This is a genomic window from Acidobacteriota bacterium, assembly GCA_009838525.1.
GTDB lineage: Bacteria > Acidobacteriota > Vicinamibacteria > Vicinamibacterales > UBA8438 > VXRJ01.
In genome coordinates this window covers 110,295-123,176 of record VXRJ01000034.1, presented here as the reverse complement: position 1 = coordinate 123,176, position 12,882 = coordinate 110,295, and the positions used below count along the sequence as shown (strand labels likewise).

10 protein-coding genes are annotated in these 12,882 nt (G+C 67.6%); 5 read left to right on the top strand and 5 right to left on the bottom strand.

From position 1 onward, the window contains the following. The first annotated feature begins 29 nt into the window (after positions 1-29). Both F4Y45_14735 and F4Y45_14730 read left to right on the top strand, forming a co-directional pair. A complete protein-coding gene (locus F4Y45_14735) occupies positions 30-1,496 on the top strand; it encodes a DUF1501 domain-containing protein (protein ID MXY25760.1) in 1,467 nt (488 codons plus the stop codon). A gap of 109 nt (positions 1,497-1,605) precedes the next feature. Then, the gene (locus tag F4Y45_14730; protein MXY25759.1) at positions 1,606-4,203 is read left to right on the top strand and encodes a TonB-dependent receptor; all 2,598 of its coding nucleotides are present in this window, start codon (positions 1,606-1,608) and stop codon (positions 4,201-4,203) included. 75 nt (positions 4,204-4,278) lie between these two features. Here the strand turns inward: F4Y45_14730 and F4Y45_14725 are convergent, their stop codons facing one another. Next, positions 4,279-5,286 carry a lipocalin-like domain-containing protein gene (locus tag F4Y45_14725; GenBank protein MXY25758.1) on the bottom strand — a complete coding sequence of 336 codons (1,008 nt, stop codon included), beginning with the start codon at positions 5,284-5,286 and terminating at the stop codon, positions 4,279-4,281. Between the two features lie 137 nt (positions 5,287-5,423). Here F4Y45_14725 and F4Y45_14720 point away from each other — a divergent pair, with 137 nt between their 5' ends. After that, a complete protein-coding gene (locus F4Y45_14720) occupies positions 5,424-5,996 on the top strand; it encodes a toxin-antitoxin system HicB family antitoxin (protein ID MXY25757.1) in 573 nt (190 codons plus the stop codon). Beyond that, entirely contained in the window at positions 5,996-6,418 is a 423-nt protein-coding gene (locus F4Y45_14715; protein ID MXY25756.1) for a HEPN domain-containing protein, read from the top strand. Before F4Y45_14720 ends, F4Y45_14715 begins: the two co-directional genes overlap by 1 nt. 59 nt (positions 6,419-6,477) lie before the next feature. On the opposite strand, the gene F4Y45_14710 is transcribed toward F4Y45_14715, so the two are convergent. Next, positions 6,478-7,620 (bottom strand): hypothetical protein, encoded by a 1,143-nt coding sequence (locus F4Y45_14710; protein MXY25755.1) that lies wholly within the window; start codon positions 7,618-7,620, stop codon positions 6,478-6,480. A 120-nt stretch (positions 7,621-7,740) separates the two neighbouring features. Here F4Y45_14710 and F4Y45_14705 point away from each other — a divergent pair, with 120 nt between their 5' ends. Continuing rightward, complete coding sequence (locus tag F4Y45_14705) at positions 7,741-8,817, top strand: hypothetical protein (protein MXY25754.1); 1,077 nt, start codon at positions 7,741-7,743, stop codon at positions 8,815-8,817. A 19-nt stretch (positions 8,818-8,836) separates the two neighbouring features. On the opposite strand, the gene F4Y45_14700 is transcribed toward F4Y45_14705, so the two are convergent. The 3 genes from F4Y45_14700 to F4Y45_14690 all read right to left on the bottom strand — a co-directional run bounded on the left by F4Y45_14700 (position 8,837) and on the right by F4Y45_14690 (position 12,848). Continuing rightward, positions 8,837-10,651, bottom strand: coding sequence for a PQQ-binding-like beta-propeller repeat protein (locus F4Y45_14700; protein ID MXY25753.1), 1,815 nt, complete (start codon positions 10,649-10,651; stop codon positions 8,837-8,839). Between the two features lie 68 nt (positions 10,652-10,719). After that, positions 10,720-11,568, bottom strand: coding sequence for a hypothetical protein (locus F4Y45_14695; protein ID MXY25752.1), 849 nt, complete (start codon positions 11,566-11,568; stop codon positions 10,720-10,722). Further along, the gene (locus F4Y45_14690) at positions 11,568-12,848 is read right to left on the bottom strand and encodes a hypothetical protein (protein ID MXY25751.1); all 1,281 of its coding nucleotides are present in this window, start codon (positions 12,846-12,848) and stop codon (positions 11,568-11,570) included. The genes F4Y45_14695 and F4Y45_14690 overlap by 1 nt, the downstream gene beginning before the upstream one ends. Positions 12,849-12,882 lie beyond the last annotated feature (34 nt).

The following is a 12,882-nucleotide window of genomic DNA, read 5'->3' as shown; positions in this document are numbered from 1 at the left end:
ACAACGACCGACGACAGAGGAAGACGAACATGGCTGACCACCATCATCACTGCCGGAAGCGGACGTTCTGGTCGCGGCGCGACTTTCTGTTCCAGTCGGGGGGCGGCATCGCCGGACTCGCCCTGGCCGACATGCTCAGCCGTGAGGGACTGCTCGCGGCCGGGCAGTCCGACACTTGCGAGGCGCCGATCCCGGGCAACCCGTTCGCGCCGAAGGACCCGCATTTCACGCCCCGCGCCACCGCGGTCATCTCGCTCTTCATGAGCGGTGGCGTCAGCCAGGTCGACACGTTCGACCCGAAGCCGGCGCTGAAGCAGTACGCGGGGCAGCCGATGGCCGAATCGGTCGTCGTCCGGCAGGGGCATCCCGGTCCGCTGATGCCGAGCCCGTTCGAGTTCCACCGGCACGGCGAGAGCGGCATCGAGGTCTCCGAGCTCTTCCCGCACATCGGCTCGAAGGTGGACGAGATGGCTTTCATCCGGTCGCTCTACGGCCGGTCGAACGATCACATCCAGGCCACGTACGAGATGCAGAGCGGCCAGATCCGCATGGGCTTCCCCAGCGTCGGGTCGTGGGTCACTTACGGCCTCGGCTCCGAGGCGGCCAGCCTGCCGGCGTACGTCGTGATGAACGACCACCGGGGTGGACCCCTCGGCGGGCCGAACGACTGGAGCGCTGGATTCATGCCGGCCAGCTACCAGGGAACGCTGTTCCGCGCGGTGGGCGATCCGATCGTCGATCTGGCGCCGCCCGAGGGGATGACGGAAGCACAGCAGCGCGCCCGCCTCGACACGCTGGCGAAGCTGAACGAGATCGACCTGGCAGAGAATCCGGGCAACTCGGAATTGGCGGCGCGTATTTCGTCGTATGAGCTCGCTTACCGGATGCAGGGTTGCGCGCCCGAGGCGGTCGACACCACCGTGGAGTCCGAGGCGACGAAGAAGCTCTACGGGCTCGACGATCCGATTACGGAACCGTTCGGACGGCAGTGCCTGATGGCGCGGCGGCTGGTTGAACGGGGCGTTCGTTACGTGCAGCTCTTCCACGGCGGCATCGGGCAGCAGAACACTGACACATGGGATGCGCACAGCAACCTGGTGGAGAACCACACGCTGCACGCCAAGGAGACGGACAAGCCGATCGCCGGGCTGATGACCGACCTGAAGGCGCGTGGCATGCTCGACTCCACGCTCCTCGTCTGGCACGCCGAGTTCGGCCGGATGCCGATTTCGCAGCGTGGCGTCGGCCGCGACCACAACCCGGGGACGATGACCGGCTGGATGGCGGGGGCCGGAATTCAGGGCGGCCAGGTCATCGGCGCGAGCGACGAGTTCGGCTACAAGGCAGCCGAGCAGCGCGTCTCGCCGCACGACCTGCACGCCACGATCCTGCACCTGCTGGGCATCGATCACGAGAAGCTCACGTACCGTTACAACGGCCGCGACATGCGCCTGACGGATGTCCACGGAGTGCCGATTCCGCAGATCATCGCGTAGGCCGTCTCCCGGCGATCAGCACTAGCAACACTAGCCAGCACGCGCGGGTGCACCTTTCCCCGGAACCGAGAGGTGTCCGCGCACGCACGTACCCAGAACGGAGCCAACGGTGACGAGAACTGAATCCATTGACATGCCGGGTGCCTTGCGCGCGCTGACAGGAATCCTGACGGTGGGCCTGCTGGCAGCGGCGCTACCGGTCGAGATGGCGGTGGCTCAGGCGGCGGCTGCCCAGAACCAGCAGCAGGATCCGGACGAAGAAGAGCAACCGACGTTCACCGAGACGGTTGTCGTCGTCGGCACTCGCGCGGAACCCCGATCCGTAACGGAATCACCGGTGCCCGTCGACGCCATTCCGGCTACCGAGCTGGTCAGCCAGGGGCTGGTGACGCTGCAGGATCAGTTGCGCACCGTCGTCCCGTCGTTCAACGTCAACATGCAGCCAATCAGCGACGCCTCGACCGTCGTCCGGCCGGCCATGCTGCGGAACCTGGCGCCGGATCACACGCTGGTGCTCGTGAACGGAAAGCGCCGGCACCGCTCGTCGATCATCGACTGGCACGGCGGCAATGGCGTCGCGTTCGGATCGCAGGGCCCGGATCTCTCCGCCATTCCGGCGATCGCCCTGCGGCAGGTGGAGGTGCTGCGCGACGGCGCGGCGGCCCAGTACGGATCCGACGCCATCGCCGGCGTCATGAACTTCCTCCTGAAGGATGCGCGCGAGGGAGGCAGCGTCGAGTTCACAACCGGCATCTACGGAGAGCAATGGGATGGTCAGACTGCCACCTTCGCGGGCAATGTCGGGTTGCCCCTGGGCCAGACGGGATTCGCCAACCTGAGTCTGGAATATGGCGGTTCGGGCGCGACCGACCGCAGCATCCGGCGCAACGACGTTGAAACGCTGGTCGGCACCGGCGTCTTCAACGACATCAACGAGCCGGCACAGATCTGGGGTTCGCCGGACATCGACAACGACCTCAAGGCCTTCGGCAACTTCGGCCACCTGTTTGCCAACGGCACGCAGTTCTACGCCCACACCAACTATGCGAGCAAGCGCGTGGTGGGGGGATTTTTCTTCCGCAACCCGAACACGCGCGGCGGCGTCTTCAGTGCGGATGGCGGCGAAACGTTGCTGATCGGCGATGCCCTCGCGGCACGGGGCATGGGGTCGGCCAATTGCCCGGCGGTGGCGGTCACGGGCAACGTACCGGACCCGGCGGCTCTTGACGCGATCCGGGCGAACGACAACTGTTTCTCGTTTCAGGAGCGGTTTCCCGGCGGCTTCACGCCCAACTTCGGGGGCGACGCCCGCGACATGTCGGTCGTCGGCGGCATCCGGGGCTTCGGCGCCAACGGCCTGACCTGGGATGCGAGCGCCAGCTTCGGGGCGCACCAGGCGGACCTGTTCATCCGCAATACCGTGAACGCCTCGCTCGGCCCCCAGACGCCGACCGAGTTCGACCTGGGCAGCAACCGCCAGCAGGACCTCGCGTTCAACTTCGACGTCTCGTATCCGGTAAGCGACCAGGTCAATTTCGCGTTCGGCGCGGAGTGGCGCGACGAGCAGTACCGGACGAGCCAGGGCCAGCCGGAATCGTGGCAGGTCGGCCCGTACGCCGCACAGGGTTTCAGCGCCGGATCGAATGGCTTCAGCGGCTACAGTCCGCTCGCGGCCGGCGAGTGGTCGCGCAACAACGTTGCCGTGTACGGCGACCTCGAAGCGACGGGCACGGACGACCGCTGGACACTCGGCGGCGCGCTCCGGCTGGAGCGGTTCGAGGACTTCGGCGCGACCGCGAACGGCAAGGTGTCGGCCCGCGTGGCGATGGGCGACTACGCTTCGCTGCGCGGCAGCGTCAGCACCGGCTTCCGCGCGCCGACGCCGGGGCAGCAGAACGGTTTCAACGTCTCGACGACGTTTGACCCGGTGTTGATGGACCTCACCGAGCGGGGCACCGTCCCGTCGATCCATCCCGTCGCCGCGCTGCGCGGCGGCGCACCGCTCGATCCGGAAAGGTCCCGGAACTACACGGTCGGCATCGTTGCCGACAACGGTCCGTTCACCCTGACCGTCGACTACTTCCGGATCGACCTGGACGACCGGCTCGCCGTCACGCGCGATTTCTCACTGACCGCCGACGAGATAGACGGTCTGCTCGCAGCCGGCGTCGAGAACGCCCGCGGGCTCGCCAGCTTCCGTTTCTTCACGAACGAGATCTCCACCACCACCCAAGGCGTCGATATCGTGTCGACCTACATGCCGCCGGGGCTGAATGGCAATACCGTTTTCAGTGCGGTCTTCAACCACACGAACACCGAAGTGACGAAGTTTGACGACGGCCTCCTGAACGTCAGCCGCCGCATCCGCGAGCTTCAGGAGGCGCTTCCGAAGAACCGGTGGAACTTCGCGATCAACCACTCCGCCGGACGCGTGAACGTCCTCGGGCGTGTCAACTACTACGGGGCGTGGTTCGACTGGGACAGCGCACAGACGCTGTTCAGCGGCAAGCCGGTGGTGGACGTCGAGGTGAGCATCCCCCTGGCCGGCGGGACGGCATTGGCGATCGGCAGCCAGAACGTCTTCAACACGTTCCCGGACGAGAGCCCGAACGCGAGAAGCGTCGGCGAGCGCTACAGTGAATACACGCCATGGGGCTTCAACGGCGCCTACTACTACGCCCGGATCCGCCACTCGTGGGGAGGCTAGGGCCAGGCACGGCTTCCGGTGGTCCGCCGGCGTCTACGCCGGCCACTACCTCACTCCCCTTGAGGGCGCCTAGCCCTAGTCGCTGATCCGCCTCCACGTAAGCCTGCTCTGCACCGGCCGGCCCTCGTCGTCGGTGCCCGGAGGCGGCATGAGTACGAGGTGCGTATCGGTCAACTCGTAGAACCGCTGCGCGTCGCTTCCGTCGGCGTTGGGGTTCTCGCTTCCAATCCGATGGTGGACCAGATACCGCTCCTCCTCGTTGACCGAGAAGGGCCCGAAGTAGCTGCCGTACGTGTCGGTCGCCATCAAGGCCTCCTCCGGCGTCGGCCGGTCGCCAGCGTATGGCGTCCGGCCCGGCCGCATCAGGTGGACCGACATGTGGCCGGACGGCGCGTACATGATGTACGCGACTTCGTACTGATTCGCCGGCACCTCCTCCCCGTCCCCCGTCCGGCGCTCCACGGATTCGACGCTGTAGACGCCGACCAGGCGCCGGTGCGTGTCGGTCAACTCGGACTCGGGTAGATCCGGCAGCCGCGTCCAGGTGATGAACGATTTCTCGCCCCGGTCGTTCGGCGGCGGCTGCAGCGTCAGCGTGTTGTCGCCGAACGTGAAGAAACGCTGATAGTCGGATCCGGCTCCGGACGGGTTCACGCTCCCCAGAAGGTGATGGGTGACGTACCCATCCGCCTCATTGACGGTGAACGGCCCGAAGTACGACGTGTACGTGCCGAGGCGATCCAACGCCTCGTCCGCGGTCGGAGTGTCCCCGGCGTACGGCTGCCGATCCGGCTGCATCAACGTGACTCCCATGTGACCCGACGCGTCGTACATGAGGTAGCCCAACCGGTCCGTCGTCGGCTCGCCCAACAGTTCGCCGTTCACGTCCCGCCGCTCGATCCGGGTTAACGACCAGACCCCCGCGAACCGTTCGTTCGCCGACGTATCAATGGCTGTCTCCGCGGGAGCCGCGGCTTCGGCCTCCGGTTCCGCCGGCGGGGCTTCGCCGCTGCAGCCGAACGCGGCAATGACGGCTACCGAGGCGAACAGAACGAAACATGGCATCCACGTCTTCCGCATCATGCCCTCCTGGCCTTCCGGCTCTCAATCCGTACGACCGCACTCTATCCGATGCAATGGACTTTGGGGTCAACAAAAGACCGCGAAAGCCAAAGTGATATCATCCTGTCAGGAATGAGTGATATCATGCGGAACAAGCCATGACATCTACTCGTGCTCAGCCGAAGTCCGGACGCTTTGTTCTCCGCATGCCACCGGCGCTGCACACGGCGCTCGACGGCGCGGCCCAGGCGAGCGGGCTGTCGCTCAACGCGTACTGCGTGCGGCACCTGGCGGCGGCCGGCCTCGGCGCGGCAGGTGACGAAGACGCGGGCGCGCTCATCACGCGCGCCCGCGCGGTAGCCGGTGACGCGCTGTCGGCGGTCTTGCTCCACGGCTCCTGGGTGCGCGGAGAGGCGACACCCGCCTCCGACGTCGACGCCCTGATCGTCGTCGATTCCCGCCTCTCGCTGAGCCGTGACCTGTATCGTCAGTGGGACGCCCAGCCGATCACCTGGCGGGGCCGCCGGATGGACCCTCACTTCGTGCAGCCGGCCGCCGGGGAAGGGCAGTTCAGCGGCCTGTGGGCCGAGGTGGCGCTGGACGGAATCGTCCTGTACGAGCGTGACTGGAAGGTGTCAGCGCACCTGGCGAAGATTCGTCGCGCGATCGCCGCGGGACGGCTCGTGAGGCGGGTCGTGCACGGACAGCCCTACTGGACGGAGACCTCCTGATGCGCAATCGCGCCCTCGCCACCGACTACGTCAGACGCGCCGCCACGCGCCTGCGGGCGCTAGACGTCCTGTACGAGTCGGGGAGCTGGGCCGATGTCGTTCGGGAATCGCAGGAGGTCGTCGAACTCGCCCTTAAGGGCCTGCTGCGCGCCGCCGGCATCGACCCGCCGCGCGTGCACGACGTCGCCGACGTTCTGGAGGCCGAGCGGAGCCAGTTGCCGGCAGGCCTGGCCAGCGAGATCGACCGGCTCGCCGCGGCCTCCCGCCTCCTGCGGCGTGACCGCGAGCTTGCTTTCTACGGCGCCGAAGACCTGACGCCGTCGGACTTCTACCGGGAACGCGACGCCGAGGAGGCGCGCGCGGCCGCCCGGCTCGTGGTTGAGCGCGTGCGGCCGCACGTCCTCACGCAGGATTCCGACTGAGGCGCCCTTGCGGGCGCGTTGGAAGTTCCGCTGGCGCGCAACTTCTACGGCGCAAGCGCCTAGTCGACCGACAGTCCCGCGTCGGATGCAATCTCGCCGATGCGGGCCGCCTGGTTCGGGTTGTTGCCCATGATCTCGCGCAGCCGGCGGATCACCTGCCCCTGCTCCGCGTCCGACATGCCGCTGGCTCCGCTCGCCGCGCTCCGGACCGCCGAGTAGCAGTCGTCCTCATACGTGATCGAACCGCACTGCGCGGTCAGCTCGGCAAGCAACGCCGCCACGCCGGAGCGCTCCATTGGGGCGCCGCCGCCGGTGGCAGCGAAGCTCTGGTTGGCCTGCTCGATCTCCGCCGCCGCGCCGCGGCGGATGTTCGCCGCCTCGGTGCCCGCCTGGAAACAGGTGAACGACGCGCGGTTGGCCCAGCGGAGCGGGGCGCAGGCATGGATGCCGGCTTCGATGGCCGCCTCCGACACCTCGGTGATCAGCGCCTCGTACTCCGTGTCGCCCTCGCCGAAGCCGGAGAAGTTGCCAAGGTCGCCGCTTGCCGCGAACAGCCCGTCGACGCCCGGAAGCCTGGCGATCTCACGCGCCGCCTCGACCCCCTCGAGTGTCTCGATCATCAGGAACAGGACGACGTTGTCGTTCCATGTCTGGCGGTAGCCGCCGGGCACCTGGTTCCACATCTCGCCGGGGCCCTGGCCGCCACCCGCGCTCCGGCGCCCGAGCGGAGGGAAATAGGTCCAGTCGACCGCGGCCTGCGCCTCTTCTACGCTGTCGACGGTAGGCACCACGATGACCAGAGCGCCCATGTCGGTGGCGTGCTGAATCTCACGCTCGTCGGCATAGGCGACGCGCACGCCGGGCGCGGCCGGCCCGGGGCACGTCCGCCACATGCGCGCAACCTGCTCCCACGAAATGGCCTCATGCTGCATTTCGACCCAGATGAAGTCGTAGCCGGCTGCCGCCATCGCGCAGTACATGCGCGGATCCGTTCCCCGGACCGTTCCCCCAATCATCGGTCCGCCGGCCACCAGCTTGCGCTTGGCGGGATTCCAGATCTCGGCCGTCTCCCCTTGCGGCAGGTCGAAACGCGATCCGAAGTCGAATTCCGAGGCCCGGAACTGGGCGGTCGCATCTCCGGCGGTCATGGCGGCCAGCGCCCCGACCACGACGGCGACCTTGAACAACGTGGTGATTCTCATGACATCCCTCGCTTGGTGCTGTCCCGCGTCTTGCGCGTACGCCGCGCCGACTCTGTCTACCGGGCGAGTCTACCCCGTGACCCGCCCCGCCATCCACCGCCGCGCGTGTTACGGTTCGACATGCCAACTCGCCTGGCGGCCTCCTTGCGCGTGCTGTCCCCACTGTTCGTTCTCGGAGCCTGCGTCGGGACCGCTAGTCCAGCCTTCGCGCAACCCGACATCGCGCCGCAGAATGATGCCCCCAATCCCTATGTCACGGTCCGCGGGTGGGCAAAGCTGCCGGACGGTCGCGAGTGGGGATCGACGGGCGGAGTCGACATGGACCGGGACGGCCGCCATGTTTGGGTCGCCGAGCGCTGCGGCGGCAACTCCTGCGTGGGCCTCGACCTCGACCCCGTGCTGAAGTTCGACCCGGAAGGGAACCTCGTCGCCAGCTTCGGGGCCGGTTTGATGATCCAGCCTCATGGGCTGCACGTCGATCCCGAGGGCAACGTCTGGGTCACCGACGCCCAGGGGCCGGATGGCACGGATCCGCACCGGGAGGGCAAGGGTCACGTCGTCATGAAGTTCAGCCCGGAGGGAGAGCTGCTGATGACGCTCGGCACGCCGGGCGTCGGCACCGCCGGGCCAAACACCCTCGACCAGCCCTGCGACGTGGTGGTTGCGGGCGACGGCACGATCTACGTCGCCGACGGACACGGGGGCCAGCTTCCCGGGGCCGGTCCCCACACGACGGCCCGCGTCGTAAAGTTCGCGCCCGACGGAACCTATCTGGCGGAATGGGGCTCGTGGGGCGACGGAGCGGGCCAGTTCCGCACGCCGCACGCCATCGATCTCGACTCGCGGGGCCGGGTCGTGGTCGCCGACCGAGGCAACGACCGGCTCCAGGTGTTCAGCCCCGACGGCGCGTTCATCGAGGAGTTCTACCAGTACAGCCGGCCGAGCGGCCTCCACATCACCGCCGACGACACGGTCTACGTCGCCGACTCGGCGTCGTCACGGAACGGCCAGCATCCGGGCTGGGAATACGGCGTCCGCATCGGCAACCTGCGCACCGGTTCACTGGACTGGTTCATCGACGGATCCAATCCCGAAGGAGTCACCGTCGCCGCCGACGGAACGGTCTACGGCGCCGTGGTGGCGTACGGCGGCGCGCTCCTGAAGTACGTCCGGCCGGACGAGCCGGGCGGACGATGAACGCGCCACCGCCCCGGGGTTACGGGAGCGTGAACGTCAACACGGTGTTGGTCGCGATCACCGTGACGTACTGCTTTCCGTTGACCTGGTAGGTCATCGGACTCGACCGAACGGGACGCGGCGCCCGGTGTTCGAACAGCAACTCGCCGGTCTCCGCGTGGAACGCATAGAAGGCGCCGTCGTCCGCGCCCTGGAAAACCAGATCGCCCGCCGTAGCAAGGTTGCCGCTCGCCCCGATGGTGGTGAGGGCCGGAAACACCTGTTGCCACACCTCTTCCCCGCTTGCCGGCTCGTAGGCAGTAAGGGTCGTGGTCGGCGTGAATTCGGGAATGCGGCTGATCTCCTCGAAGTTCGCGCTGTGGCCGTCGCCGTGCGGCCCCGGCTCCAGGCTGTCGCCGACCGGCCGGACGATCATCGAGACCGCCGCGTTCTTGCCGGTGACGTAGAGCAGCCCCGTGCGCGGGCTGAATGCGGGCGAGCCGAAGCTTGATCCGCCATGAGCGACGATCAGGTGCTCCTCGATGGAGTACGGCGTGTACATCTGTCGCGACCTCGACTGCATCTCCGGATCGTCCAGGTGCACGTACGTGGCGCAGAACGGCATCATCGGCACGCCGCGCGCGTTATGCGGGATGGGCTGGGTCGGATAGACCACTTCGCCGGGCACGTTCGTCTCGGTCGGCACCAGCGTCTCCACCATCGGGTTGATCGGCTCGCCGGTCTCGCGGTGCCACAGGTAGAGCAGGCAGTTCTTGCCGGCCGAACCGACGCCCCGGATCGTCTCGCCGTTGCGTGTCACATCGAAAAGCACCGGTCCGGTGACGTGGTCCCAGTCCCACAGGTCGTGATGGATGGCCTGGTAGTACCAGCGGAGCGCGCCGGTTTCCAGGTCGAGAGCGACGGTGGCGTTGGTGAACAGGTTCGCGCCGGGTCGCGCCGATCCGTCGTAGTCGGGCGATGGGTTGCCGGTGTTGAAGTAGATGAGCCCCAAGTCGAGGTCGATGGCGGGCTGCGTCCAGACCCCGCCGCCGGCACGCTGGCCGTCGCCCCACGTGTCGCGCGCGATCTCCCACCCGTCGTCCTGCGGCCGCTGCGGGATCGTGTTGAAGACCCACTTGATGGCCCCGGTGGCGGCATCGGTGGCAATCACCAGGCCACCCGGGATGTGCCCCTCCGAAAGCGCCGCGCCGACGTAAAGCGTGCCGTCGTGGTACGCGGGCGCGGCCGTGATCCGATAGCCCAGCTCGTGCGGATCCAGGGTCGGCGGATAAACGTCCGGATACTTGGCCTGCAGCGCCAATCCGACGACCGGCAGAACGCCGCCGTCGCCGTACGATTCCACGAGTTCGCCGGTCTTCGCGTCGGCCGCGACGAGGTTGGGGCCGTTGTAGGAGTAGATCTTCCCCTCCGCGTAGGTCGGCCCCCGCACGCGGTTGGTCCGCGCCTCGTTCAGCTCGAGGTTCCAGACCTCCTCCCCGGTGACGGCATTGATGGCAATCACTCTGGGGCCCGCATGCAGGTACATGAGGCCGTCGACCACGAGCGGCGTCACCTGGGCGACATCGATCCCCGCCGCGACCTCGTAGGACCACTGCTCGGACAATCGGCCAGCCGTTCCCGCGTTTATCTGGTCGAGTTCCGAGTAGCGGCTGTTGTCGAGGTCGAGGTTGTGGCTCGTCCAGTTGGTCTGGCCGCCCGCCGTGATGTTCGGCGGCGCTCCCTGCCGGGTGGTCCGTCCCTGCTGCCCAGCCGCCGTCGATGTGCCAGTGACCATGGCAACCGCGGTCATGGCTACGAGGAGTCGTCGGGTTGCCGCCCAGTTGGATGAAATCATCTCTTGCTCCTTGCTCCCGGCTGGCCGCGAACGCCAACACCGAGGAGCGTGCGGTTCCACTGCCGGTCCTACGGCGTCACCGTCACCGTGACGTCGGCGTGGGAATACAGGAAGCCGTCGTCAGCCATTCCCCGGAGCACGTAAGTGCCTGGCTCGGTGAACGTGACGGTGGTGACGACGCGGCCGTCCGGCGGCAGCTCCGGCGGGGTCCAGCCGGGCGTGTGGTCCTCCATCGGCGGCGTCCAGGGGTCGAAGGCGACATCGGCCGGACCGCGGTAGTGAATCCAGGCCAGGCGCAGACCGCGGGCGTTCCGGCGGCCGGGCGGGCGGCTGTTGCGGGCGGGGCGCATCTCGGGGATACCGTCATCGGCAATCACCGCGGTGAGGGCGAGCGCCTCGCCGACGCTGGCGGTTCGCTCCAGGCCCTCCTCGATGTGGATCGTCGGGGCCGCGTTGGCCATCTCCGGCGCGCCCCCGCCGGCGCGATTCATGGCGATTACCTGCTCGTCGATGATCTGCTCCGGCACCAGCCAGCCAACGGCGCGGTCGGCCTTGCCGTGCGCGGTAACGGTCCAGACGAGTTCCTTGTCGCCCCAGTCGGCGGGAACGCGGACCCGGAAGATGACCCGCTGGCGGCGCGGGTAGAAGTAGGTGGGCTGACCCCGGTCGGCGGGTCCGGGTTCGAAGTGGTTGTCCGGACCGACCGGGATGTTCAGGTGCTCCTCGTAGTTGCGGTTGAGGTAACCGAAGACCATGTTGAAGCTGCCGTCGGGATTCTCCTCCCATCCCTCGAACACCGGCTGCAGGTTCTGCCCGCTGTGGTAGGTCTGCGCGCCAGCGGGCGGCGCGGACGCCAGCAGGCAGGCCGCGGTGAGGGCGGAGCAGAGCCGAATGGCGGTGGGCCCGGCGGCGCGCATCAGTTGTTGTTCGTCTGGCGCGCCCGCTCCTCGATCCGCCGCTCGTACTCGTCGTCCGACATGTGGAAGAAGCTCATCCAGGCGAAGCTCATGTCGTCGATGGAACGGTTGCCGAAGCCGACCCAGTTCTTCGGGTCGGGGTTGTAGCGGTTGGTCGCCGTATTGTTGTGCCAGCCGATGACGTGAAGGATCGTCCCGGCCGGCAGCAACGGCGCCTCGTGGTCAGCGTAGTTGTAGACGATGTGCCAGCCGAAGTTGTGCTTCGTGCAGCTCAGGGTGTCGATCCTGCCGTCCGGGTAGATCGCCTCGACGCACATCCGGTCGCCGCGGATGTGCATGTGCGGCTGGAAGCCGGTCACCTGCGTAGGCTCGGGCAGGACGTAGTAGCCGTCACTCCGCGCGTCTCTCTCGCCGGCGCGGATGTCGAGCGTATCGAAGCTGTCGCCCACGTGGCGCGAGATCAGGACCTGGTCAGGCACGTACCCCGGCGGGTAGAACTGGAAGCCGACGCGGGTCCGGTCGCGAATCTCCTCGCCCACCGAGCTGTAGTGCATGTTGAAGCGGATCTGCGTGCCCGCCTTGATCAGGCGGCCGGTTCCGTTGGGAAAGATGTCGCCGTTCTTCCCCATCGCGTACTCGTTGAGAAAGCCGCCCCCTTCTTCGCCGTCCTCCTCTTCCCACGTCATGGACGTGGCGACGTGATGGACCACCGGGTAGGCGCCGGGCGATGGCTTGGTCTCGACCGCCTTGATGTAGCGGTCCTCCGTGAGCCGCGAGTCGGCCCAGATGTCGAGCCAGCGGTCGGCATCTACCGCGCCGACGACAACTTCCTCCGGCAACTCGACAATCCACTCGGGGGTGCCGATGCGCCACTCGTCAAGGTCCGCCAGTTCAACCGGCGGCGGCGCGTCGGCCGGGTTGCCCCGCGGCGCGCCGGCCTCCACCCAGCGATCGATGGTGGCGATCTCCTCGTCCGACAGCGACGGATCTTCCTTGAAGGCGCGAACGCCGACGTTCCGTTCTATGAACCACGGCGGCATCTCGCGCTGCGCCGTCTTGTCGCGGATGGCGCGCGCCCAAGGCCGAACGTCTTCGTAGGTGAGGAGCGACATCGGCGCGACGGATCCGGGCCGATGGCACTGCTGGCAGGCGCGCTGCAGGATCGGCAGCACGTCCTTGGTGAAGGTGGTCTCGGCCGGCGCCTGAGCCCCCTCGGCGGTCGCGGCGGCAACGAAGAATAGCGCCAGGATGACGCCGACCGTGTAGCACGTGCGGTTCATCGTTCAGCCTCCCGCCGTGGCCCTGCACCACGGC